This is a genomic window from Pseudomonas coronafaciens pv. oryzae str. 1_6 (assembly GCF_000156995.2).
Taxonomy (GTDB): Bacteria; Pseudomonadota; Gammaproteobacteria; order Pseudomonadales; family Pseudomonadaceae; genus Aquipseudomonas; species Aquipseudomonas tremae.
Map to the genome: position 1 here is coordinate 3752724 of NZ_CP046035.1, position 25113 is coordinate 3777836.

Genomic DNA, 25113 nt, shown 5'->3' on the forward strand with positions numbered 1-25113 from the left:
TGGAGGCTTGAAGCGCCAAGCTTGAAGCTGATTCAACGAATATTTAGGAGACGCACATGCCCCTGGCAATTTTCGACCTCGACGAAACCCTGATCGGTGGCGATTGCGCCACGCTCTGGAGCGAGCAGATGGGTCGCTTGGGCTGGGTCGATTCCAAGTCGTTCATGCAACGCAACAATGAGCTGATGGACGCCTACAGTGCGGGCAAACTGGCGATGGAAGAGTTCATGGCATTCAGCCTGGAACCTATGGCCGGACGCACGCCTGAGGAAGTCGATCATCTGGTCGGCCCGTGGGTCGAGGATGTGATCGAGCCCATCATCTACAGCGACGCCTGCAAATGCATCGCACAGCATCGCGCCAAGGGGGACCGGATTCTGGTGATCTCGGCGTCGGGCGTGCATCTGGTCAAGCCGATTGCCGACCGCCTGGGGATCGATGAAGTGCTGGGGATCGAGCTGGACGTGCAGCATGGCGTCTACAGCGGCGGCACCGTTGGTGTGCTGACCTACCGGGAAGGCAAGATCACTCGCCTGATGGAGTGGCTGGACGCCAAGGGAGAAAACCTCGAGGGTGCGAGCTTCTATTCGGATTCGCGCAATGACCTGCCGCTGCTGCTCAGGGTTGACCACCCTAACGTGGTCAACCCTGATGCAGTGCTACTGGATCATGCGCAGAAAGCTGGCTGGCCGGTGCATCGCTGGAGTTGAATCCGGCAGCACCGACGCTTCAGACCAGGCTTTCGTCGATCACCAGCACGATCTTGCCGGACACCTTGTTGGTCGCCAGTTCTTCGAATGCCGCTTCGGCATCCTTGACCGCAAAGGATTTTGCCAGTTGCGGCTTGAGGCGACCTTCGGTGAACAGCGGCCAGACATGCTGCCCCAGGTCACGAATCAGATCGGCCTTGAACGTTTCGTCACGGCTGCGCAACGTCGAGCCCATCAACTGGATGCGCTTGCCCAGCACATGCGCCAGATCCACCTGCGCCTCACGCCCGCTCATCACACCAATCAGCACCCAGCGACCATCCAGAGCCAACAGTTTTACGTTGAGCTCGGCGTAACTTGCGCCAACCGGATCGAGGATGACGTTGAACGGCGCAAAGTCGTTCAGGCCTTCCAGGCTCTCACTGCGCACCACCCCGCCCTGTGCGCCCAGTTCGACGCAATAAGCCAGTCGTTCAGTCGAGCCAACGCTGACCCAGACCGGGTTGCCAAACGCTTTGCAAAGCTGAATACCGGCTGAACCAACGCCACTTGCACCGGCGTGCAGCAGGACTTTTTCACCTGGCTTCAGACCTGCCAGTTGAAACAGGTTCAGCCAGGCTGTGGCATACACCTCAGGAATGGCTGCAGCCTCGTGCAGCGACAGCCCTTCTGGTACCGGCAAGACGTGTCGGGCATCGACCACTACGTCTTCGGCCATCGCCCCGCCCGCCAACAGCGCGCAGACGCGGTCTCCCACCTGCCAGGAGGTTCCCGGCCCCACCTCGGCGATGACGCCAGAGCACTCCAGACCCAGCGTTTCGGTGACGCCAGGCGGCGGCGGATACTTCCCGGCGCGTTGTAACAGATCGGCGCGATTCAAACCCGCCGCAGCAACTTTGATACGTACTTGTCCCACATCGAGGGCCGGACTTGGCGCCTCGACCCATTCCACATGACCTTCAACGCCTTGCAATGCTTTCACGGTGCCTCCATAGTGAGTCCAGACTGAGCCCGCGGCTGTTTGCCCGGGCTTTTGCATTATGCGGCCGGCTCCAAGGGAACCGGCGACCTCACAGACGGCCTAATATGCGTTATCAATTGTCCTCGCGTCGAATCAGCATGAAGCAACTATTCCCAAGCACAGCCCTTGCACTGTTTGTCGGCCTTAGCGTTTTGCCGATGTCCGCCAACACCTTTGCCGCCAACAGCTGGGATAATCTTCAGCCTGACCGCGACGAAGTGATTGCCAGTCTCAACGTGGTTGAGCTGCTCAAGCGACATCACTACAGCAAGCCGCCCCTGGACGACAAGCGTTCAGCGATTATTTATCAGAGCTATATCAAGCAGCTTGACCCCTCGCGCAGCTATTTCATGGCAAGCGATATTGCCGAATTCGACAAGTGGCAGTTCGACTTCGACGACTTCCTCAAGAGCGGCGACCTGAACCCCGGCTTTACCATCTACAAGCGTTATCTGGACCGCATCAAGGCGCGTCTGGACTTCGCTCTGGCAGAACTGGGCAAAGGCGTCGACAAGCTCGACTTCACGACCAAGGAAACCCTGCTGGTGGACCGCAAGGACGCCGCATGGCCCAAGGATACCGCCGAGCTGGACGAGCTGTGGCGCAAGCGCATCAAGGACGAAGTCCTGCGCCTGAAGATCGCAGGCAAAGACCCGGCGAAGATCCAGGAAACCCTGACCAAGCGTTACAAGAATCAGCAGGCGCGTCTGAACCAGACCCGCGCCGAAGATATCTTCCAGGCTTACATCAACACGTTTGCCATGTCTTACGATCCGCATACCAACTACCTGTCACCTGACAGCGCGGAAAACTTCGACATCAACATGAGCCTGTCGCTGGAAGGCATCGGCGCCGTGTTGCAGAGCGACAACGACAACGTGAAGATCGTGCGCCTGGTGCCAGCAGGTCCGGCGGCCAAGACCAAGCAGGTCGCCCCCGCCGACAAGATCGTTGCTGTGGCCCAGGGTGACAAGGAAATGGTCGACGTGATCGGCTGGCGTCTGGATGAAGTGGTCAAGCTGATCCGTGGCCCGAAAGGCTCCGTGGTTCGCCTGGAGATCATCCCCGCCAGCAATGCGCCGAATGACCAGACCAGCAAAATCGTCTCGATCACGCGTGAAGCAGTGAAGCTCGAAGAGCAGGCGGCCAAGAAGTCGATCCTGCATATCAAGCAGGACGGCAAGGATTACAAGCTCGGGGTCATCGACATTCCGGCTTTCTATCTGGACTTCAAGGCCTACCGTGCTGGCGATCCGCAATACAAGAGCACAACCCGTGACGTGAAGAAACTGCTCACCGAGCTGCAGGCCGAGAAAGTCGACGGCGTGGTGCTGGACCTTCGCAACAACGGCGGCGGTTCCTTGCAGGAAGCCACCGAACTGACCAGCCTGTTCATCGACAAGGGCCCGACAGTGCTGGTGCGTAATGCAGATGGCAAGGTCGACGTGCTGGAAGACGAAGCCAAAGGCGCCTTCTACAAAGGCCCGATGGCGCTGCTGGTCAACCGTTTGTCGGCTTCGGCGTCCGAGATTTTTGCCGGTGCAATGCAGGACTACCACCGCGCGCTGGTGATCGGTGGCCAGACCTTCGGCAAAGGCACCGTGCAGACCATCCAGCCGCTTAACCACGGCGAACTGAAACTGACCTTGGCGAAGTTCTACCGGGTCTCCGGCCAGAGCACACAGCATCAGGGCGTGGTGCCGGACATCACCTACCCTTCGCTGATCGATACCAAGGAAATCGGCGAGAGCGCGCTACCCGAGGCCATGCCTTGGGATAGCATCAAGCCGGCGATCAAGCCGGCAATTGATCCGTTCAAACCTTTCCTGGCGCAGTTGCAGACCCGTCATGACGCGCGCTCGGCCAAAGACGCCGAATTCGTGTTCATCGAGGATCGTCTCGCGCTGGCCAAGAAGCTGATGAACGAGAAGACGGTCAGCCTCAATGAAGCAGACCGTCGCGCCGAACACGCGTCTATCGAAAGCAAGCAGCTCGCGCTGGAAAACACCCGCCGCAAGGCCAAGGGTGAAGAGCCGCTCAAAGAGCTGAAGAAAGAGGACGAAGACGCTCTGCCTGTTGAAGACGAGAAGACCAAACCCGAGGACGACGCCTATCTGGCCGAGACCGGGCGCATCCTCATCGACTACCTGGGGCTTAGTGCTGCGGTGGCAAAAAAATAAGGCGGATTCATTGATGGCCATTTAGTTCCAACGTCATCAAACAGTCATGAAGCTGTCGTGAAATACAGGGCTGAACGTGCAAGCGTTCAGCCCTTTTCATTGCAACACTCTTTATTCCCCTCGAGACGACCATGACCGTAGCCGAACAGTTGAGCGCACTGAGTTCCATTCTGGCTCGTGGTGATTTGCACAGCTTGTTCCAGCCTATTATTTCGCTGTCGGAGCGCAGGATTCTGGGTTACGAAGCCCTGACACGCGGCCCCTCCAACAGCCCGCTGCACTCTCCCCTCAACCTGTTTGCCATTGCCCGCCAAGCCGGGCGACTGAGTGAGCTGGAGCTAAGCTGCCGAGAAAGCGCCTGCCGTCGCTTCAGTCAGCAGAAATTGCCGGGCAAATTGTTCCTCAATGTCTCACCGGAATCACTGCTAGAAACGTCACACCCGCCGGGACGTACCCTGGAGATGCTGCGCCGCTACCAGATCGCCCCCAAGGACGTGGTCATCGAGCTGACCGAGCAAATGCCGACCGATGATTTCAACCTGCTGTACAAAGCGCTGCATCACTATCGTGACATGGGGTTTTCGATTGCACTGGACGATCTGGGGGCGGGTTATTCAAGCCTGCGGCTGTGGTCGGAGCTGCGCCCGGACTACGTGAAGATCGATCGACACTTCATCGACGGGATCCACCAGGACGCGGTCAAACGCGAGTTCGTGGGCTCCATGCTGCAAATGGCCAAAGCGTCCAGAGCAACGGTCATCGCTGAAGGTATAGAGTTGCCGGAGGAACTGGCGATACTGAAGGAAATGGGCGTGGACCTGGTTCAGGGCTATCTGCTGGCTCGCCCGCAGGAGCGACCGCCCCGCGACACCCGCGCGATGCTGCCCAAGGCAGAAGCCGTAGCTGCGCCACTGAACGAAGAGGCTGCCGATCTTTCCGCCCTCCTCAACCCGCAACCCTCAGTGAGCCAGAACACACCCACCGCAGAAGTGCTTGAAGCGTTTCGCAAGCAGGCAAACCTCAACTCGCTGGCCGTGCTGGATGAAGAAGCCAGGCCCTGCGGCATTGTGCATCGGCATTCGCTTTCCGAAGCGCTGCTCAAGCCGTTTGGTACCGAACTGTTTGCCCGCAAGCCGATCAGCCGCCTGATGAGCGACGACTTTCTGGCTGTGGAAGTCGGCCAGTCGCTGCAGCAGGTCAGCCGGCTGCTGACCAGCCGCGCCCGGCAGCGCATCGAAGAGGATTTCATCATTACGCTGAACGGCACTTATCTGGGCTTGGGCCGCGTAATCGATGTTCTGAAACTGATCACTGAAATGAAGATCCAGCAGGCCCGTTATGCCAACCCTCTGACCCTGCTGCCCGGAAATGTCCCGATCCAGCAATGCCTGACACGCCTGCTGCAACAGGGCCGCGAATCGATGATCTGTTACGTCGACATCGACAGTTTCAAACCCTTCAATGATATCTACGGCTATGCCCGCGGCGACGAAGTGCTGCTGTGCCTGGCGCAGTGCCTGAACGACCGCATCGATCCGAGCCGGGACTTTGTCGGGCACATCGGCGGGGACGACTTTCTGATGGTGCTGGGTTTTGATGACTGGGAACGACGCCTGAAAACCCTGCTGGATGATTTCCAGAACCAATGCCGTCGTTTCTACCGTGCCGAACACCTGGAAGCCGGCTGCTTCATAGCCCTCAATCGTCAGGGGCAGCGTCAGGATTTTCCTCTGCTGTCGTTGTCGATTGGCGTGGTGCATCTGCATGAGGAGAGCTGCAGTCACGTCGACGCCAGCCAACTGGCCGACCTGGCATCTCAAGCCAAACACTTCGCCAAGGACATCGCGGGCGCGAGCATCCATGTGATCGACTCGACGCGGATGGATTTGTTGATGCAGGCGTGAGTGAAGCCCGAACCATCGTCGCTACAGTTACTGGAGGCTCCGCACCGAAGTCATGACAGTTGGCGAAACTACTCTACTTGCGCTTCCGGATAGCTGTATTCGAACACCCTGACCACCTCCGAGGCATGCCATGAGGCTGCGGCAACGCCGTCCGATGGGCCGGAAAAGCGCCCGAGGCGTTCGGCGCACTCGAAAAAGCCTGGGCGCGGCAGGCGGCTGGCACCTTGGCTTATTACCAGCGAACTGCGCAAAGGCTGTTCAGCGCGGGCGTCCATTGCGGCCAGGTGCTCAAGGGCCGCGGTCAGCGTCTGCATGGCAGGACTGGGCAGTTGCAGGCGCTCGACCAACGCACGGTAGGTCAGCAGATGACGCTGTCGGCGAGCACCGTCCAGCTCGCTGAGAAGACCTTCCCAGTGCTGGCGGCTGATGCGTACGCTCATGACTCACCTCGCCAGCCCGCTACTCCAAGTTCCCATGCAAGGCTGCGCTTGATGGCTGCATCCGGTTGGCGAGTGCCATTTTCGATCAGTTCCAGGTAAGACGGGCTGATGCCGACGGCACGGGCCAGGGTAGCCACTTCGAGCCCCTTGGCCGCACGCAATGCGCCCAGCCGGTCAAAACCTGGAAGTTGTTCATCGGAGCCTGTCTCGACAGAAGACGCTGCTGCCAGCGTAGTCGGTTTGCTTATCAGGCCGGCGGCCTTGAGCAGCGCCTGGTACTGAGCCCACGGAAGTACCGCGTATTCCGGCTCACCGTCACGAGATATCACTTGAAGATCCATAGACTCCTCTTGTACTACAAGACCGCCTACTGAACAGGCTTACGTCGGATGCTGGCATCTTAACAGCGGAACGCCAGGTCTTGTGTTCAATCCGCGAGACTCACACCTTGCGCTCTTTCTCCAGCAGCGCCTGAGTCTTGGGCAACTGCTCGACCACGATCAGCTTTTCGGGAGACTGCTGCGCTCGCCATGCGCGAAAAGCGTCGAGCTCGTCGCTCAAATGCTTGGTGACCCAGGCCAGGACCGCGATGTCATCCAGCATCCCGAGGCCCGGAATCCAGTCTGGTATCGCGTCCAGCGGGCTGAGGAAGTACATCAACCCGGCAACGATCGACAGGATTGCCTTGGGGCTGATACTTCGGTATTCGCCACGCCAGTAGGCCAGACACAATGCCTGAAGCAGACGCAGGTCCTCCTTGAGCTTGCCCAGACGATTGCCTTCGCTATTGCCCTTGCGCGCAACCGCAAACAACAGTCCCGGCAGCCGCCCTGCGGCCAGCAGACGACGAGCGCCGGGCAGATAACGGATCAGATTCCACGGTGCTTTCATACCCACTCCCATTCAGCAAATTGTGTCTGGATAAACAGCGGTCGTGAGAACCGGCCTGTCTGGCGCTCAAGGTTATCCACAATAATTGTGGATAACCTTGTGAACAGCCGCTTTTTTAATGCCTGAACCCCCCGTTTCCGTGGGGCCGCAGTTAGATCGGGCGTTTTTTACTCACAAAAAAACTGCAAAAAATGTTGACTCTGCGGGTCTTCTGGAAAGACGCAATGAACCTGCCCGACTGTCGAACAATCCTCATCGCTGCAGCCATGATAGTGGGACTGTAAGGACGGCCAAGCGTTCGAGAAATAAAATGCACAAAAAAACGCCCTGTCGAGACAGGGCGTTTTTCGTAGCCAGGTGTTGCGTTACTTCTTGGCCGGAGCCGAAGCCGAAGCAGCTGGAGCTGATTCTTCTTCGTCAGCATCAGGTGCCGGTGCAGCCGCCGGATCCTTGATGCCAAGCAATTCCAGATCGAAGACCAGAACCGAGTTGGCAGGGATCGCCGGGCTCGGGCTCTGGGCACCGTAGGCCAGATCGCTAGGGATAAAGAGTTTGATCTTCTCACCTACGTGCATCAGTTGCAGACCTTCGACCCAACCCGGGATCACGCCACCTACCGGCAGGTCAATCGGGCTACCGCGATCTACAGAGCTGTCGAAGACCTTGCCGTCGATCAACTTGCCTTCGTAGTGAACAGTCACAACATCAGTCGGCTTAGGCTGTGGGCCATCGGCTTTCTTGATGATCTGATACTGCAAACCGGAGGCAGTGGTGACCACGCCGTCCTTCTTGCCGTTTTCTTCGAGGAATTTCTTGCCCGCTGCCGATGCTTCTTCGCTCATCTTGGCAAGACGCTCTTCGGAACGCTTCTGCAGAGCAGAGAACGCTTCAACCAGCTCTTCGTCTTTGAGCTTCTGATCTTTCTTGCCAACAGCGTCTTCGATACCCAGAGCCACAGCTTTGGAATCCAGATCGTCCATACCTTCCTGAGCCAGGCTTTTGCCCATGTTCAGACCGATGCCATAGGACGCTTTTTGTGCTGGGGTTTTCAGCTCTACGGTGCTGGCCTGCTTATCACAACCTGCGAGTACCAGACCGACCAGGGCAATCGCCGCTGCCAACCGATGCTGTTTCATGCTAATTCCTTGTTCATGCGCCAAAAGGGCAAACGAGTAAAGCCGCGAGCTTATCAGGCCGCCGCGATCAATGGCTACCGGCATGAGAGGGAGAAAAAGCCGATAAGTTCAGGTATCCAAAGGTTTTCCCGGCTCGACACCGCATTGTTCAGTTGCAGTTCAGTTTGCGAGTCCCTCGCGTAAAGCGCAGTCAGGCTGCAAAAAGTTCAGGGCATATGGCTGATCACCCCTGCGACAGGCCAGCTCTTGCTGGTCTGCAAGACCCGGAGATGACCGGCTCGCGCGACATGACGAACGAATTCGTCCGCACTGATCGTGCCGGCCGCGAGCTGCGCTTGTATGGATTGAGCCCCCGAATAGACCCGTGACACACCTTGCGCCAATTGATTTTCCTGAACGGACTTGCTGGGTGTGTAACAGAGTAATGCACCGTCGCCAGCCAGGAAATAAATCGCCGACATCTCGAACCCGTAGCGAATCGGTAAGCCCTTTGGCCGTTTTGCGGGGATGTGTCGATACGTGAACACCCGGTGCAGGTCGTCTGGCTCGAAGAACGGACGCTGCGTTTCATGCCCGCCCTCCGCTGCCAGGTTGGCGGGTGAAAAATACATCCCGTCGACGCGGTAACCGGCAGGCAACGCGGGTCGGTAAAAGGCATCCGGATGAAACACCGAACACGGCGCATAAACCGGATAGCCGTCCTCCAGAATCGGCTCGGCGACAAGGTAGGTTCGCAACACCGGATTGAACAGCAGAAACCCGATGATCGGCGAATGAATACGAGCGCCGATCTGGCCGTGCACGTAACGGGCGCCATCATCGGCACTGGAGAATTGAGGGCTCAGGCTCAACGGTACGGGCGGCAACACCGCTTCACAGGTGGCGGGCGCAGAGACTCTTGGTTCATCAGAGGCAAGCTGGCCGGGAAAAGGTCGCCAGTCGGCTGAGACCTTTCCAGCGCGCCCCCACAACAGGCTTGGTACCACGACTTGCAAGTCCCCTGCAGCTGCCAGCAGGCGTACTACGTCGCTGGGCATAAGCGTGAGGTTCTGTAATGACCGTTGCACCTCGCTAAGCCTGCTGAGGTGAGGTATGCCTGAGGGGCCGGCCACGCGCGCGAACAACGCTGTCTCAGCGGCGGAATGGGACAGTGTGTATTTGATCAACGAGCCGTCAGGGCCGGACAGATAAAACGCCGGACAGATTTCGTCAGAGATCACCGCATAAATGTCGCCCGCTGAAAAACTGTTCGGGTACGTGACCTTTTCGGGCTCCGGCCACTCTTCAAGCCCAGCCTGCAATGAAGGGTGGGAATGGTAGATCGCATAGTCGTCATGCCCTTCCGGATAAAGCACATAACCTTCCTCGTCGTTGCGAGGGAACACTTCATTCGGGTCAAAACTGAACTGACTGCCATTCATGGGCTCGGTCGCGACGTACTTGCCGTCGTCCCGAACCAGAATGAAGCCGCCGTATTCACGGTCACGCCGATTGCCTATCCGCTCGTGGGCGTAACGCGCCGCCTCGTCAGGATGATCGAACGGTGCGCTGAGCGTCGGCATGGCCGGATGCCCCCGATCACCTGCGGATCGCTTGGGACGTTTTGTTCTGAGGTACATGTTTGCAGCTCCTTGAGCTTGACTGATCGAGTCAGGAGCGTAAGCAAACTGAAGGGGCGAGATGACATAGCGGGATATGACACCGCGAACCGGGGCTTATGATTCGCGACGTGCCTGGTCCTGGTGGTGAAACCGCTCAGGACCAGCAAAACGCTCCAAGCTGCAGGGTCAGATACCGGGACCAACGAGCTCGGAGATTTCGATCAGGTTCAGGTCCGGGTCACGCACGTACACCGAGCGGATAGGGCCTGTCGCCCCGGTGCGATCAACCGGCCCTTCTTCAATCGGCCATTCCTGCTCGCTCAGGTGCACGATCACCTGTTCAAGCGGAACGCTGGCGATAAAACACAGGTCCAGCGCACCCGGCACGGGCAGATGAGCCTTGGGTTCGAATTCTCTGCCGCGTTCATGCACATTGATTTTCTGATTGCCGAAGCGGAACGCCAGACGGCCCTGACGAAAGCGTTCAGGGGTCATGCCCATCACGCGCACGTAAAAATCCTTGCATGCGTCAATGTCAGCGGTGGTCAATACCAGATGGTCCAGATGATCAATCACGGGATCAGCTCCGTTTGAAAAATAGAGTTTTGTTTACGTCAGCAGCGAGATTATGGATCAGATGATGCCCAACCGACGCCACTCTGCGCGGGTGTCGGCATCGATACCGTGTGCTTCCAGCACTACATCGGTGTGCTGCCCAAGTGTCGGTGCGGGCGACCGGACCTGTCCTGGCGTGTCCAGCAGCTTGGGCACAATGCCCGGCACGGTGACTGGGGTGCCGTCATCCAGTGTGGTCTGCAGCAGCATATCTCGCGCCTGATAATGCGGATCGCTGGCTATGTCCGCTGCGTCGTAGATCTTGCCCGCTGGAATACGCGCCTCTGTAAGGGCCGCCAGCACATCGTCAAGCGAGCGCTCGGCGGTCCAGGTCGAGATGGCCGCATCAATGCGCGCCACGTGCCTGACCCGGCCCTCGTTGTGCGCAAGCTCAGGATCGTTGGCAAGGTCCATGCGACCTATCTTCTCCATCAGACGACGATAGATGCTGTCGCCATTACCCGCGATCAGGGCGTACTTGCCGTCATTGCAGCGGTAAGCATTGGTCGGGGCGATACCTGGCAGGCTGCTGCCAGCCGGCTCACGAACCGTATTGAATACTGAGTACTCTGGAATCAGGCTCTCCATCATATTGAACACCGACTCGTACAGCGCGACGTCGATCTGCTGACCGTCGCCACCTCTTTGCTCGCGGTGACGCAAAGCCAGCAGGATGCCAATAACGCCGTGCAGCGCAGACAGCGAATCACCGATCGACACACCGACACGCACCGGCGTGCGCCCCACCTCACCCGATAAATGTCGCACCCCCCCCATTGCCTCGCCTATCACACCGAAACCAGGCCGGTCCCGATAAGGGCCGGTCTGCCCGTAGCCGGAAACCCGCAACATGATCAGCTTCGGGTTGAGCGCATGCAGCTCCTCCCAGCTCAAGCCCCAGCTTTCAAGCGTACCGGGGCGGAAGTTCTCGATCAGCACATCGGCATCACGGATCAGCCGCCGAGCCATTTCCTGCGCCTTGGGCTGACGCAGATCGAGGGTTACCGATTGCTTGTTTCGCGACTGCACCGCCCACCAGACGGAAGTACCGTTATGCAGCAGACGCCACTTGCGTAATGGGTCACCCGTCAGCGGCGGCTCGACCTTGATGACTTCGGCACCGAACTCGGCAAGGATCTTCGCCGCAAAAGGCCCGGCAATAAGCTGGCCCAGCTCCACCACCTTGATGCCTTGCAAAGGTAGATTCATGACACGTCCATTCTTGTGAGGGAATGGACGAATGATCGGCGCAAACGCGCTGAATGGAAAGCCGGGGGATTAGCCGTTTACAAAACAGTCAGCGCAGAGACGATCTATCAAAGCGCCAATATTAAGGGCGACCACTTAACTCCAGTTTGCCATCACAGCTCAGCTTTGTCAGATAACCAGTGGCAGGCAGGCAATTGCATGATGAGTGGTCCTGGAAATCAACAGTGCTAATCGGCGCCACTCCAAGTTATGAGCCTCGCATGAAGCGAGGCCCACTCATTCAGTTACTGCACGCCAACTGGAAACTCATCGAGGAATCCCCCGAAGCGCCGCGCTTGCCTACCATGAGGCCCAATACATTGACTTCTTTTGTTGTAGCAGCGCCGCCCAACTTGGCGTGGCCGTAGAACAGGCGCTCATAATCACTGGTGTCAATAGACGACACGGCGCAGAAACCAGGGGACTTTTCAAACTGTCCCTCTTTGAAGAATACTTTATACGTCGCAAAGTAATCACTCTGACTGTTGTAGCTAACGGATTTGATCCATGGGGAAGACTGAGCAACGACAGTGCCGTGCTGGTCTATAGTTGCAGTGTGCAGCGCAGCCGAGGCCAGGGCGCTGACGGAGGCTGCCATGACCGAAACGGCCAATAACAGTTTTAGACACGTGTTCATATAACTTCCTTATTTGAATAGGCAGTGTTCAACCGCCCTGACCGGGCGATTATATAAAATCAGGTAATCAAGCACTCGGCCAGCACCACTTAGGGTGCCGACTCGTAAAACCAGCTAATACCAGCAAAGAAGAGAAATCAAGGGCTGGATCAGTCCAAACGGAGAGCGAGCCACCAATTTCAATAAATAAGGAAATGACTGACATTGTAAAAGACAACGTCTTACCTGATGATGTGCTGAAACAACCGATACTGCGCTGTATGAGAAGCCGTGCCGCGCTGTAACAGTCAACCGGACCTTGCCATATAAAGCCGCGTCTCGAAGGAGTTGAATTGTAATGACTGCACTGGATACTGTTTTTCACAACTTGCATCAAAATGGACTGCTGATCCTCGCCAACGTAGCCGATGCGGGCGGCGCGCGCATGGTCGAAAGCCTGGGCGCCAAGGCGGTGGCGACGAGCAGCGCGGCAGTGGCCTGGTCGCATGGTTATCCGGATGGCAACAAGCTGCCACTCGACCTGCTGAGCACTACCGTCAGGTCAATGGCACGCGTGCTCAGCGTCCCGCTCACCGTAGATATCGAGGGCGGCTACTCGGATGATCCGGCACAGGTCGAAAAAGTAATCCATGCCGTGATTGCCGCAGGGGCGGTAGGCATTAATATCGAAGACGGCACAAACTCTCCGGAGTTGCTTGTGCGCAAGATCGACGTTGCTAAAAAGGTGGCAGACCTGACCGGCGTCAGGCTGTTTATCAATGTAAGAACCGATGTTTATTTAAAGAATCTGTTCCCCGTCGAACAACGTCTGGAAGAACTTCTGAAACGCGCAGCACTGTATGCCGATGCCGGGGCGAACGGGCTATTTGCGGCAGGCGTTGTAACGTCGAGCGACATCAGCACTATTTGCCTTGAAAGCACGTTACCGGTCAACCTGCTGTCGCGGGAAAGTCTGCCATCGGTAGAAGAGTTGAAGCGTCTGGGCGTCAGACGATTGAGCGCCGGCTCGAGCATCGCCGAGTTTCTGCAGGGTGCAATGGCCGGGTTGGCGCGCAGCTTTCTCGACAGAGGCCAACTCGACACCCATGCGCTTAAAGCACACACCTACGGTGAGGTGAACGCCTTGATGGCGACTAAAACCGAATAATGAATGTCTGCACGGGCTGGCGATACAAGACGCCAGCCTGGAAAAACGACATCAACCGGGACAGGCATCAACACAATTGGCAGTTGCCTTTACGCCAAATAATCAAAGATGTGCTTTTCAAAGCATCAGAAAGCAGAAAACCCGCACAAAGCGGGCTTTCTGTTTGCTTCAAGGAGTTCAAGGACCTTGAAGCTGAATATGGCGCAGCGGACGGGACTCGAACCCGCGACCCCCGGCGTGACAGGCCGGTATTCTAACCGACTGAACTACCGCTGCGCGTAACACTAAAAGTGAGTTTGGTGGGTGATGACGGGATCGAACCGCCGACCCGCTGCTTGTAAGGCAGCTGCTCTCCCAGCTGAGCTAATCACCCTTCACTCTCGGTGTGGCGCGCATTCTACGGAGCGACCTGTGCTCTGGCAAGCGATTTTTTAAATAATTTTTATAATCCTTCCAAAGGCTTACAAACGCGCTGTGCAGGGTTGGCCGAAGCAGCTTAGGAGCGAATAATGCCCGCCTTTGTATAGAAAGAGAGATTCACCTCATGTGGTTCAAAAACCTGCTTGTCTATCGCCTGACCCAAGACGTGCCTTTTGATGCCGAAGCGCTGGAGACAGCACTTGCGACCAAACCGGCCCGTGCTTGCGCCAGCCAGGAGGTGGCCACCTATGGTTTCGTCGCTCCGTTCGGCAAAGGCGAAGACGCTCCATTGGTACACATCAGCCAGGACTTCATGCTGATCGCCGCACGCAAGGAAGAGCGCATTCTGCCGGGCAGCGTCGTACGCGACGCACTCAAGGAAAAGGTCGACGAGATCGAAGCCGAGCAGATGCGCAAGGTCTATAAAAAGGAACGCGATCAGCTCAAGGATGAAATCATCCAGGCCTTCCTGCCGCGTGCCTTTATACGCCGCTCCGCGACCTTTGCCGCCATTGCGCCGAAACAGGGTCTGATCCTGGTCAACGCGTCCAGCCCGAAACGCGCGGAAGACCTGCTGTCGACCCTGCGTGAAGTCATCGGCTCACTGCCGGTACGTCCGCTGACCGTCAAGGTTTCGCCAAGCGCGACCATGACCGACTGGGTCAAGACCCAGAAAGCGGCGGACAACTTCTTTGTGCTGGACGAATGCGAACTGCGCGACACCCATGAAGATGGCGGCATTGTACGTTGCAAGCGTCAGGACCTGACCAGCGACGAGATCCAGTTGCACCTGAACACCGGCAAGGTCGTCACCCAGCTGTCGCTGGCCTGGCAGGACAAGCTGTCGTTCGTGCTGGACGACAAACTGGTGGTCAAGCGCCTGAAGTTCGAAGACCTGCTGCAAGATCAGGCTGAACAGGACGGCGGCGATGAGGCGCTGGGCCAGCTCGACGCCAGTTTCACCTTGATGATGCTGACCTTCGGCGAGTTTCTGCCGGAGTTGTTCGAAGCACTGGGCGGCGAAGAAATTCCGCAAGGGATCTGATACCCGCTCGCGGTTGCTTCGAACCTTGATGCCTGAAACACCGCGCCGTCTTTTCAGACGGCGCATTCATTTCACACCAACTATTCAAACAGGAAGGAACGAGCCATGCGTGCGTTGGCAGCCTTGAGTCGGTTTGTCGGTAATACCTTTGCTTACTGGGTGCTGCTGTTCGCCATCCTGGCGTTTCTGTTCCCGCAGGTCTTCATCGGCCTGAAAAGCTGGATTGTGCCGCTGCTGGGGCTGGTCATGTTCGGCATGGGCCTGACCCTGAAACTCGAAGATTTCTCTGAAGTTGCGCGTAACCCCTGGCGCGTGGCACTGGGCGTGATCGCGCATTTTGTGATCATGCCCGGCGTGGCGTGGTTGCTGTGTCAGGTGTTTCAACTGCCGCCGGAAATCGCCGTGGGTGTGATTCTGGTCGGTTGCTGCCCGAGCGGCACTTCATCCAACGTCATGGCCTGGCTGGCAAAGGGTGATCTGGCGCTGGCGGTGGCAATCGCTGCAGTCACCACCCTGCTCGCCCCGCTGCTGACCCCGACCCTGATCTGGTTGCTGGCGTCGGCGTGGCTGCCGGTGTCCTTCCTCGATATGTTCTGGTCGATCCTGCAACTGGTCATGCTGCCGATTGTATTGGGCGTGGTCGCCCAGCGATTGCTGGGCGCGCGGGTCCGTTACGCCGCGGACGTTCTGCCACTGGTGTCGGTAGTGAGCATCGTGATGATCGTCTGCGCCGTAGTCGCGGTCAGTCAGGCGAAAATCGCCGAATCCGGCCTGCTGATCATGGCCGTGGTAATCCTGCACAATACCTTCGGCTTTCTGCTGGGTTACTTCACCGGCAAGGTGTTCAAACTGCCACTGCCGCAACGCAAGTCACTAGCACTGGAAGTCGGCATGCAGAACTCAGGCCTGGGGGCAGCACTGGCCAGCGCACACTTCTCGCCACTGGCGGCAGTGCCAAGCGCGCTGTTCAGCGTCTGGCACAATATTTCCGGTGCATTGCTGTCGACGTATTTCAGGAAGATGCCGGAAGAAGACGACAAGCCGGGCCTTTGATACGTGTGCGTCACCCGAGGGCGACGCACAGCGTTACAACATTCAGGCCAGTGCAGCTACTACTGCACCGCCCCTCTCAGCGCTTTGACCGCTTCGCGCACATCCACCGGCGTTGCAACATCTGCGGCAATAGGCGAACCAGCGACCAGCACCACGCGCGACCACAGGCGTCGAAACAACGTCTTGCTGGGGTCGCGGCTGAAGAAGCTGCCCCATAACCCCTGCAGCGCCATCGGGATCACCGGCACCGGGGTTTCCTCGATGATACGGCTCATGCCGCTTTTGAAACCGTTGATTTCGCCATCGGTGGTGAGCTTGCCTTCCGGGAAGATGCACACCAGCTCACCCTCAGCGAGGTACTGTGCGATCCGCTTGAACGATTGCTCGTAGATTTCCATGTCTTCGTTGCGCCCGGCAATCGGAATGGTCCCCGCGGTGCGGAAGATGAAGTTGAGCACCGGCAACTGGTAGATCTTGTAATACATGACAAACCGGATTGGCCGCCTCACCGCCCCGGCAATCAACAGCGCGTCGACGAAGGAAACATGGTTGCAGACCAGCAGCGCCGCACCTTCATCTGGAATCCGGTTCAGGTCACGGTGTTCGACTCGGTACATGGAATGGCCAAGCAGCCAGATCATGAAGCGCATCGTGAACTCGGGGACGATTTTGAAGATGTAGATGTTCACCGCGATATTCATCAGCGAAACCGCCAGGAACAGCTGCGGAATCGACAGCTTGGCAAAGCTCAGCAGCAGGATCGAGACGATCGCCGAGATCACCATGAACAGCGCATTGAGAATATTGTTGGCCGCAATGACTCGTGACCGCTCCTTGACCGGGGTTCTTGACTGGATCAGTGCGTACAGCGGCACGATATAAAAGCCGCCGAACACGCCGATGCCCAGAATGTCGAACAGCACCAGCCAGCCCTGCCCGTAGGAAAGTATTGCCAGCCAGTCGTTGGCCTGCACGTTTTGCGGGAAACCGCCCGAATGCCACCACAACAATAGACCGAAAATCGTCAGGCCCATCGAGCCGAACGGCACCAGACCGATCTCGACCTTGTGCCCGGACAAGCGCTCGCAGAGCAACGAGCCCAATGCAATACCGATGGAAAACACAGTAAGGATCAGGGTGACGACTGTTTCATCCCCGTACATCCACTCTTTGGCATAGGCCGGGATCTGCGTCAGGTAAATAGCACCGACGAACCAGAACCACGAGTTACCGACAATCGAACGCGATACGGCAGGAGTTTGCTTCAAACCCATCCGCAAGGTCGCCCAGGACTGGGTAAAGATGTTCCAGTTGAGCTTCATCTCGGGTGAAGCGGCAGAGGCGCTCGGGATGCCGAAACTGGCAATGAACCCAAGGCATGCCACCAGCACAGTCGCCGCCGAGACGATCCAGCCGTAGTGCAAGGAAGACATCATCACCCCCGCACTGATGGTGCCGGCAAGGATCGCCAGGAACGTCCCCATCTCGACCAGCGCGTTGCCGCCAACCAGCTCACTCTCACGCAGGTGCTGCGGCAGAATCGAATACTTGACCGGCCCGAACAGCGCAGAATGCGTGCCCATCGCAAACAGTGCCGCCAGCATCAGCTCAAGATGATTGAACAGAAAACCTGCAGCGCCGACCGTCATGATGACGATCTCGCCGAACTTGATGATGCGGATCAGCTTGTCTTTGGGGTACTTCTCGCCGAACTGCCCGGCCAGTGCCGAAAACAGGAAGAACGGCAGAATGAACAGCAAGGCACACAGGTTGACGTAGATCGAGCGATCCCCGTCGATGCTCAGCTTGTAAAGGATGGCGAGAATCAATGACTGCTTGAAGATATTGTCATTGAACGCGCCGAGAGACTGCGTGATGAAAAATGGCAGGAAACGACGTTTCCCGAGCAAGCTGAATTGCGACTGTTGGCTCATCGTCCATGGTCCTGAGAGGCTGGGGCGAACTGACGCAACCGCCAATCCGAGGCACATTGAAGACGTAACTTCAGTGAATGTCGATAGGACATTTCCTTTTACACATCACCTGGCGCCCTTCCCTTTCACAGCAGGCGTTCGAGAGACCGCTGCGACACCCTGCCACGCTCGACCTTGGTCGACAAAGACGAACCGTGTGCATCGTGCGAGACTGCGTGCTGTCGATACGGTGTGGAATTTGAAATGTCGCTGTCCAGCGGGCTGATTGCGGCCGTCGCCTTGTCCTATATGGCCATCATGTTCGCCATTGCCTTTTATGGTGATCGGTACAGCGCTTCACTGCGCCCGACGATGCGCGCCTGGGTATACAGCCTGTCGCTGGCGGTCTACTGCACCAGCTGGACGTTCTTTGGCGCAGTCGGTCAGGCCGCCGAGCAGCTATGGTCGTTCCTGCCGATTTATCTGGGGCCGATCGTGCTGATGGTCCTGGCGCCCTGGGTGCTGCAAAAAATGGTCCTGATCAGCAAGCAGGAAAACATCACCTCAATTGCCGACTTCATCGCCGCGCGCTATGGCAAATCGCAGTCACTGGCAGTGATGGTGGCGCTGATCTGCCTGATCGGCATGCTGCCGTACATTGCGCTGCAACTGAAAGGCATCGTGCTGGGCGTGAATATCCTGATCGGCGCAGTCGCCGACTCGACCGGCACGCGCGCTCAGGATACGGCGCTGGTGGTGTCGCTGATTCTGGCACTGTTCACCATTGTCTTTGGCGCACGCAACCTGGATGTCACCGAACACCACCGTGGCATGGTGCTGGCAATCGCCTTTGAAGCACTGGTCAAGCTGTTCGCGTTCATGGCGGTCGGTGTGTTCGTGACGTTCGGCCTGTATGACGGGTTCGATGACCTGTTCAATCAGGCCAAGCTCGCGCCGCGCCTTGAGGAATACTGGCAGGACACGATCAACTGGCCGTCGATGTTCGTGCAGACCGGCGTTGCGATGATGGCGATTGTCTGCCTGCCCCGGCAGTTTCACGTGACCGTGGTAGAGAACATCGAGCCTCAAGACCTCAATCTCGCCAAATGGGTGTTCCCGGCCTATCTGGCGCTGGCGGCCCTGTTTGTAGTGCCGATTGCGCTGGCCGGACAGATGCTGCTGCCTGACTCCATGCTGCCGGACTCGTTCGTGATCAGCCTGCCGCTGGCGCACGCGCACCCGTCACTGGCTCTGCTGGCCTTCATCGGCGGTGCTTCGGCGGCCACCGGCATGGTGATCGTAGCCTGCGTGGCTCTGTCGACGATGATCTCCAATGACATGCTGCTGCCGTGGCTGCTGCGGCGCAAAAACACCGAGCGGCCGTTCGAAGCGTTTCGTCACTGGATGCTCTCGGTCAGACGCATCAGCATCGTGATGATACTGCTGCTGGCCTATGTCAGTTACCGGATGCTGGGGTCGACCGCCAGCCTGGCGACCATCGGCCAGATCGCCTTTGCGGCAATTACACAGTTGGCGCCGGCCATGTTCGGCGCGCTGTACTGGAAGCAGGCCAATCGCCGTGGCGTATTCGCGGGTCTGGCAGCCGGGATTTTCATCTGGTTCTACACCCTGGTGCTGCCAGTCGCCGCGCACGGCATGGGCTGGTCACTGAGCAGTTTTCCGCTGCTGAATTGGCTGCACAATAACCCGCTGAATCTGCCCATCTCGCCCATGACCCAAGGCGTTGTGCTGTCGATGGCGGGCAACTGCACACTGTTCGCCTGGGTCTCGATGCTGTCACGCACGCGGGTGACCGAGCACTGGCAGGCGGGCCGCTTCATCGGCCAGGAAACTCAGGGGCGAGACTACAGCCGGCCGCTGCTGGCGGTGCAGATCGAGGACCTGCTCAGTCTTTCAGCACGTTTTGTCGGCGAGGATCGGGCACAACAGAGCTTCGTCCGTTTTGCCGACCGGCAAGGCAAGCGCTTCAACCCCAGCCAGAACGCCGACGGCGACTGGATCGCCCATACCGAACGGCTGCTGGCAGGCGTACTGGGCACCTCTTCGACACGCGCAGTGGTAAAAGCGGCTATCGAAGGCCGCGAGATGCAACTTGAAGACGTGGTGCGCATCGCCGACGAGGCCTCCGAGGTGCTGCAATTCAACCGCGCGCTGCTGCAAGGTGCCATCGAGAACATCACCCAGGGCATCAGCGTGGTCGATCAGTCGTTGAGACTGGTAGCGTGGAATCGTCGCTACCTTGAGCTGTTCAATTACCCGGAAGGCCTGATCGGCGTGGGCAGGCCGATTGCCGACATCATCCGCTACAACGCCGAACGTGGACTGTGCGGGCCAGGCGAAGCGGAAGTCCACGTCGCACGACGTCTGCACTGGATGCGCCAGGGCCGTGCCCACACCTCGGAGCGGCTGTTCCCCAACGGTCAGGTGATCGAGCTGATCGGCAACCCGATGCCGGGCGGCGGCTTCGTCATGAGCTTTACCGACATTACCGAGTTTCGCGCCGCAGAGCAGGCGCTCAAGGGCGTCAACGAAAGCCTCGAGCAGCGCGTCGCAGCGCGCACCCACGAGCTGTCGCAACTCAATCAGGCATTGACCGACGCCAAGGGCACGGCTGAAGCCGCCAACGAATCGAAAACCCGTTTTCTGGCGGCGGTCAGCCACGATCTGATGCAACCCTTGAACGCTGCACGGCTGTTTTCCGCAGCGCTGTCCCATCAACAGGACGGTCTTGCCAAAGACGCTCAGCAGTTGGTCCAGCATCTGGACAGTTCATTGCGCTCCGCCGAAGACTTGATCAGCGACCTGCTGGACATTTCTCGCCTTGAAAACGGCAAGATCACGCCGGATCGCCAGCCGTTCCCGCTGAATGCGCTGTTCGACACGCTGGGCGCCGAGTTCAAGGCGCTGGCCGGCGAGCAAGGTTTGGCGTTCCGTGTCAGGGGCAGTTCACTGCGCGTCGACAGTGATATCAAGCTGCTGCGTCGCGTTCTGCAGAACTTCCTGACCAATGCGTTTCGCTACGCCAAGGGCCCTGTCCTGCTGGGCGTCAGGCGCCATGGTGACAGCCTGAGCCTTGAAGTATGGGATCGCGGTCCGGGCATACCCGAAGACAAGCGCACTGTGATATTCGAGGAATTCAAACGCCTCGACAGCCACAAGACCCACGCAGCCAAGGGGTTGGGCCTGGGGCTGGCGATTGCGGATGGTTTGTGCCGCATTCTCGAGCACCCTTTGCAGGTGCGTTCGTGGACCGGTAAAGGCAGCGTGTTCAGCGTACGCGTGCCACTGGCCACCGCTCAGGCACCGATCCCTGCCACTCAGGCAGACATCAGCCGGCCTGCGCTGAACGGTACGCAAGTGCTGTGCATCGATAATGAAGACAGCATCCTGATCGGCATGAACAGCCTGCTGTCGCGCTGGGGCTGTCAGGTCTGGACTGCTCGTAACCGCCAGGAATGCGAGGTGCTGTTGAACAACGGCATGAGGCCGCAGATTGCGCTGGTGGATTACCACCTGGATGAGGGTGAAACCGGCACTGAACTGATGGCCTGGTTACGCACCCGTCTGGGTCAGCCAGTACCCGGCGTACTCATCAGCGCCGACGGTCGACCGGAGCTGATCGCCCAAGTGCATGCCGCCGGGCTCGATTATCTGCCCAAGCCGGTCAAGCCTGCCGCATTGCGAGCGCTGTTGAGTCGGCATGTGAATCTGGATTAAGGAAGGGATAAGGGTTGCCCGCCCAAGCGGCAAGCAACCCGATACATCAGAAGATCAACCGAACAACCAGTAACCCAGCAATGTCAGTACGAGGACCGCCAACACCGGGCGCAGCACGCGATATGCCTTGGGGTTGGCGCGCTTGAACTGCTTGACCTTGCCACTGAAGCTGTCGCTGAAACGCTTGCTGAACGCATACGCCTGATTGATCCCGCCGACACGCTCGTCATCGAGGTTCTGAGGTGCTGTTGCACGCCCCAGAAACGCACTGACGCCGCGGTTGACGCGCGTCATGAAACGGTTGGTCAGCGGGCGTTCGATATCGCAGAACAGAATCACCCGGGTCTGAGTGGTTTCATTCTTGACCCAATGCACGTAAGTCTCGTCGAACATCACGTCCTGGCCGTCGCGCCACGCGTACTCCTTGCCGTCGACGAAAATCCGGCAGGCATCCGAGTTGGGCGTGGACAGGCCCAAGTGATAACGCAACGAACCGGCAAACGGGTCGCGGTGCGGGTTAAGGTGGCTGTCACCCGGCAACAGCGCAAACATCGCGCCTTTGACGTTGGGAATGCTGTTGACCAGCTCGACAGTCTTCGGGCACAGCGCTTCGGCAGACGGCAACGCCTTGTCGTACCATTTCAGGTAGAAACGCTTCCAGCCCTTCTTGAAGAACGAGCCGAAACCGGCATCGTTGTTCTTCTCGGCCGCACGTATGTAGCCTTCGTCGAACAAGTGCATGGCTTCGTCGCGAATGGTTTCCCAGTTGTCCTTGAGGATGTCGAGTTCAGGAAACTTGCTGCGGTCCAGATACGGTTCGGACGGCACTCTGGAAAACAGGTACATAAGCGCGTTGTAAGGCGCAAACAGTGCCGAATGATTGACGAACTGCCGCAACAAAGGCAGCCGCGCGCGCCCACGCAGGTGAACATATAGCGTGCTGCCGAGAAACAGCATCAGGATCGATGCCTTGGCAACAAATGAAAGGGTCATGAAGCTCTCCTTGAAGCGGGCGAGTAACGCCGAACGTCACGCAGGCAGCAGTGATGCATGATATTGAACAAAGGACCGCAGGCGCCGTGCAGGCAGAGACCCCGCCCGGCGACTGGCAAGCTGACCATCATAAACCCTTGCGTTGCCCGCATGAAGTACACACCTTCGAAGAAGTGTTACTGCGACAACTCCTGCTCGGTGAACAGGTCGCTGAACAGCATGCTTGACAGGTAACGCTCGCCGGAGTCCGGCAAGATCACGACAATCGTTTTGCCCTGCATTTCCGGCTTCTCGGCCAGACGGACGGCAGCCGCCATCGCAGCGCCGCAGGAGATACCGCAGAGAATACCCTCCTCCTGCATCAGACGCCGGGCCATCGCCTTGGATTCCTCGTCGGTCACACGCTCGACCCGATCGACAATCGACAGGTCGAGGTTTTTCGGGATGAAGCCCGCGCCAATTCCCTGAATCTTGTGGGGGCTGGGCGTGATCGCTTCGCCGGCCATCGCCTGGGTGATGATCGGTGAACTGTCCGGTTCGACCGCAACCGAAAGGATCGGCTTGCCTGCGGTGTGTTTGATGTACCGGGAAATGCCAGTGATAGTGCCGCCGGTGCCAACCCCGGCCACCAACACGTCAATGGTGCCGTCGGTGTCGGACCAGATTTCCGGACCGGTGGTTTTCTCATGAATGGCCGGGTTGGCCGGGTTCTCGAATTGCGCAGGCATGAAATACTTTTCGGGATCGCCCGCCAGCAACTCCTCGGCCCTGGCAATTGCACCTTTCATCCCTTTGGCAGCTTCGGTCAGCACCAGCTCAGCGCCCAGCGCCTTGAGCACCTTGCGACGCTCTATACTCATGGAGGCCGGCATGGTCAGCATCAGTTTGTAACCACGGGCGGCAGCTACAAACGCCAGACCGATCCCGGTATTGCCCGACGTGGGTTCGACAATGGTCATGCCGGGCTTGAGTCTGCCGCTGCTTTCGGCGTCCCAGATCATGTTGGCGCCTATACGGCACTTGACGGAATAACCTGGATTACGCCCTTCTATCTTGGCCAGAATCGTGACACCACGCGGCGCGAGACGGTTGATCTGCACCAGTGGCGTATTGCCGATGGAATGGGCGTTATCCGCGTAGATACGACTCATGATGGTGTCCTTGTGCACATCGGTTAAAGACCCAAAGCCTATGCCCCCATCCAATGGGCGTCCAGTCCGACCGAACGTATGACTGCGCGCGCAGTCAATCCTCTCATTGAAACAGGAGACGCATGTCATGAAACGTCGCTACAGCTGGCCGCTATGGACAATGGCCGCCCTGGTCGTCTTGCTGATCGCCATCAATATCGCCCTGCCGTACCTGGTGCGCGACTATCTCAACGACAAGCTCGCCGACATGGGTGACTACAGGGGGCAGATCAGCGACGTGGACCTGGCACTGTGGCGCGGCGCCTACCGGATCAAAGGGCTGAAGATCGTCAAGACCGATGGCAAGGTTCCGGTGCCATTTGTCGATGCGCCCATGATCGAATTGGCTGTCAGCTGGAACTCGCTCTGGAACGATCATGCAGTGGTGGCGAAAGCCTTGTTCACAGACCCGCAGATCAACTTCGTCGACGGCGGCAATAACAAGCAAGCGTCCCAGACCGGTCAGGGCACCGACTGGCGTACCCAACTGGATAAGCTGTTGCCGATCACCCTGAACGAATTGCGAATCAACAATGGACGCATCACGTTCAACAACTTCAATTCGACGCCCAAAGTGAAAATCGACGCTGACCAGGTCAATGCCAGTTTTTACAACCTCACCAACGTGGTGGACGTCGAAGGCAATCGCGATGCCGAGTTCAAGGGCAAGGCGCGCCTGCTGGGCCACGCCGATCTGGAAAGTACGGCCAGGTTCGACCCGTTCAGCAACTTCGAGGATTTCGACTTCCGCCTGCGCGCCACCGGCATCCAGCTCAAGAAGCTCAATGACTTTTCATCGGCCTACGGCAAGTTCGACTTCAACGCCGGTGATGGCGATATTGTGATTGAAGCACAGGCCGATAAAGGCCAGTTGACGGGTTACATCAAGCCCTTGCTGCGCAACGTTGATGTCTTCAACTGGCACCAGGATGTTGAAAACAAGGACAAAGGCATTTTCCGCTCGGTCTGGGAAGCACTTGTCGGCACCAGCGAAACCGTGCTGAAAAACCAGCGCGAGAACCAGTTCGCCACCCGTGTCGACCTCAGCGGCAGCGTCCATCAGCAGGACATCAGCGGCTTCCAGGCCTTTTTGCAGATCCTGCGCAACGCATTTGTCCAGGCGTTCAATGCGCGGTATGAAAACAGCAAGGGCTCCTGAGCGGCAATACAGCGGCGCCATCCAGGCCCGGTCACAGCGTGACGCCTCATTCAAGAACTGAATGAGGCGTCA

At 58.2% G+C, this 25113-nt stretch carries 20 protein-coding genes and 2 tRNA genes; 8 read left to right on the forward strand and 14 right to left on the reverse strand.

The annotated features are described in order from the left end of the window. The first annotated feature begins 56 nt into the window (after positions 1-56). Entirely contained in the window at positions 57-710 is a 654-nt protein-coding gene (locus tag POR16_RS16720; protein ID WP_005892179.1) for an HAD family hydrolase, read from the forward strand. 19 nt (positions 711-729) lie between these two features. On the opposite strand, the gene POR16_RS16725 is transcribed toward POR16_RS16720, so the two are convergent. Beyond that, complete coding sequence (locus POR16_RS16725; RefSeq protein WP_005892178.1) at positions 730-1692, reverse strand: NAD(P)H-quinone oxidoreductase; 963 nt, start codon at positions 1690-1692, stop codon at positions 730-732. A 137-nt stretch (positions 1693-1829) separates the two neighbouring features. On the opposite strand from POR16_RS16725, the gene POR16_RS16730 reads away from it, so the two are divergent. Both POR16_RS16730 and POR16_RS16735 read left to right on the forward strand, forming a co-directional pair. Then, positions 1830-3911, forward strand: coding sequence for a carboxy terminal-processing peptidase (locus tag POR16_RS16730; RefSeq protein ID WP_183132242.1), 2082 nt, complete (start codon positions 1830-1832; stop codon positions 3909-3911). A 131-nt stretch (positions 3912-4042) separates the two neighbouring features. After that, positions 4043-5815, forward strand: coding sequence for a bifunctional diguanylate cyclase/phosphodiesterase (locus tag POR16_RS16735; protein ID WP_005892171.1), 1773 nt, complete (start codon positions 4043-4045; stop codon positions 5813-5815). Positions 5816-5883: 68 nt separating this feature from the next. Here POR16_RS16735 and POR16_RS16740 read toward each other — a convergent pair whose 3' ends face one another. The 8 genes from POR16_RS16740 to POR16_RS16775 all read right to left on the reverse strand — a co-directional run bounded on the left by POR16_RS16740 (position 5884) and on the right by POR16_RS16775 (position 12383). Further along, the gene (locus POR16_RS16740) at positions 5884-6255 is read right to left on the reverse strand and encodes a hypothetical protein (RefSeq protein WP_005892169.1); all 372 of its coding nucleotides are present in this window, start codon (positions 6253-6255) and stop codon (positions 5884-5886) included. After that, the gene (locus POR16_RS16745; protein ID WP_005892167.1) at positions 6252-6596 is read right to left on the reverse strand and encodes a helix-turn-helix domain-containing protein; all 345 of its coding nucleotides are present in this window, start codon (positions 6594-6596) and stop codon (positions 6252-6254) included. The genes POR16_RS16740 and POR16_RS16745 overlap by 4 nt, the downstream gene beginning before the upstream one ends. A 100-nt stretch (positions 6597-6696) precedes the next feature. Beyond that, positions 6697-7146 (reverse strand): YkvA family protein, encoded by a 450-nt coding sequence (locus POR16_RS16750; RefSeq protein ID WP_005892166.1) that lies wholly within the window; start codon positions 7144-7146, stop codon positions 6697-6699. A gap of 365 nt (positions 7147-7511) precedes the next feature. Then, complete coding sequence (locus tag POR16_RS16755; RefSeq protein WP_005892165.1) at positions 7512-8282, reverse strand: BamJ family beta-barrel-assembly machinery protein; 771 nt, start codon at positions 8280-8282, stop codon at positions 7512-7514. Positions 8283-8488: 206 nt separating this feature from the next. Continuing rightward, the gene (locus POR16_RS16760) at positions 8489-9901 is read right to left on the reverse strand and encodes a DUF4329 domain-containing protein (protein WP_024669501.1); all 1413 of its coding nucleotides are present in this window, start codon (positions 9899-9901) and stop codon (positions 8489-8491) included. 168 nt (positions 9902-10069) lie between these two features. Continuing rightward, positions 10070-10459 (reverse strand): VOC family protein, encoded by a 390-nt coding sequence (locus tag POR16_RS16765; RefSeq protein WP_005892163.1) that lies wholly within the window; start codon positions 10457-10459, stop codon positions 10070-10072. A gap of 57 nt (positions 10460-10516) precedes the next feature. Continuing rightward, on the reverse strand, positions 10517-11707 hold the full coding sequence (locus POR16_RS16770; RefSeq protein ID WP_005892162.1) for a CaiB/BaiF CoA transferase family protein: 1191 nt from the start codon (positions 11705-11707) through the stop codon (positions 10517-10519). A gap of 280 nt (positions 11708-11987) precedes the next feature. Continuing rightward, positions 11988-12383, reverse strand: coding sequence for a hypothetical protein (locus POR16_RS16775; RefSeq protein WP_005892161.1), 396 nt, complete (start codon positions 12381-12383; stop codon positions 11988-11990). Between the two features lie 337 nt (positions 12384-12720). Between POR16_RS16775 and POR16_RS16780 the strand changes: the two genes are divergently transcribed. Next, complete coding sequence (locus POR16_RS16780) at positions 12721-13530, forward strand: isocitrate lyase/PEP mutase family protein (RefSeq protein ID WP_005892160.1); 810 nt, start codon at positions 12721-12723, stop codon at positions 13528-13530. A gap of 199 nt (positions 13531-13729) precedes the next feature. On the opposite strand, the gene POR16_RS16785 is transcribed toward POR16_RS16780, so the two are convergent. Together POR16_RS16785 and POR16_RS16790 are read right to left on the reverse strand one after the other, a co-directional pair. Continuing rightward, a tRNA-Asp gene (locus tag POR16_RS16785) sits at positions 13730-13806 on the reverse strand. A 21-nt stretch (positions 13807-13827) separates the two neighbouring features. Beyond that, positions 13828-13903: transfer RNA gene (locus POR16_RS16790), tRNA-Val, on the reverse strand. A gap of 171 nt (positions 13904-14074) precedes the next feature. Between POR16_RS16790 and rdgC the strand changes: the two genes are divergently transcribed. Next, entirely contained in the window at positions 14075-14995 is a 921-nt protein-coding gene (rdgC, locus tag POR16_RS16795; RefSeq protein WP_005892159.1) for a recombination-associated protein RdgC, read from the forward strand. 105 nt (positions 14996-15100) lie between these two features. After that, positions 15101-16048, forward strand: a complete 948-nt coding sequence (locus POR16_RS16800) for a bile acid:sodium symporter family protein (RefSeq protein ID WP_005892158.1) — start codon at positions 15101-15103, stop codon at positions 16046-16048. A gap of 59 nt (positions 16049-16107) precedes the next feature. Here the strand turns inward: POR16_RS16800 and POR16_RS16805 are convergent, their stop codons facing one another. Next, the gene (locus tag POR16_RS16805; protein ID WP_005892156.1) at positions 16108-17982 is read right to left on the reverse strand and encodes an MFS transporter; all 1875 of its coding nucleotides are present in this window, start codon (positions 17980-17982) and stop codon (positions 16108-16110) included. A 243-nt stretch (positions 17983-18225) separates the two neighbouring features. Between POR16_RS16805 and POR16_RS16810 the strand changes: the two genes are divergently transcribed. After that, positions 18226-21699 carry a hybrid sensor histidine kinase/response regulator gene (locus tag POR16_RS16810; protein WP_122349616.1) on the forward strand — a complete coding sequence of 1158 codons (3474 nt, stop codon included), beginning with the start codon at positions 18226-18228 and terminating at the stop codon, positions 21697-21699. A 54-nt stretch (positions 21700-21753) separates the two neighbouring features. On the opposite strand, the gene POR16_RS16815 is transcribed toward POR16_RS16810, so the two are convergent. Next, entirely contained in the window at positions 21754-22692 is a 939-nt protein-coding gene (locus POR16_RS16815) for an aspartyl/asparaginyl beta-hydroxylase domain-containing protein (RefSeq protein WP_005892146.1), read from the reverse strand. A 176-nt stretch (positions 22693-22868) separates the two neighbouring features. Further along, entirely contained in the window at positions 22869-23843 is a 975-nt protein-coding gene (cysK, locus tag POR16_RS16820; RefSeq protein ID WP_005892144.1) for a cysteine synthase A, read from the reverse strand. A gap of 127 nt (positions 23844-23970) precedes the next feature. Between cysK and POR16_RS16825 the strand changes: the two genes are divergently transcribed. Further along, entirely contained in the window at positions 23971-25041 is a 1071-nt protein-coding gene (locus POR16_RS16825; protein WP_024669494.1) for a DUF748 domain-containing protein, read from the forward strand. Positions 25042-25113 lie beyond the last annotated feature (72 nt).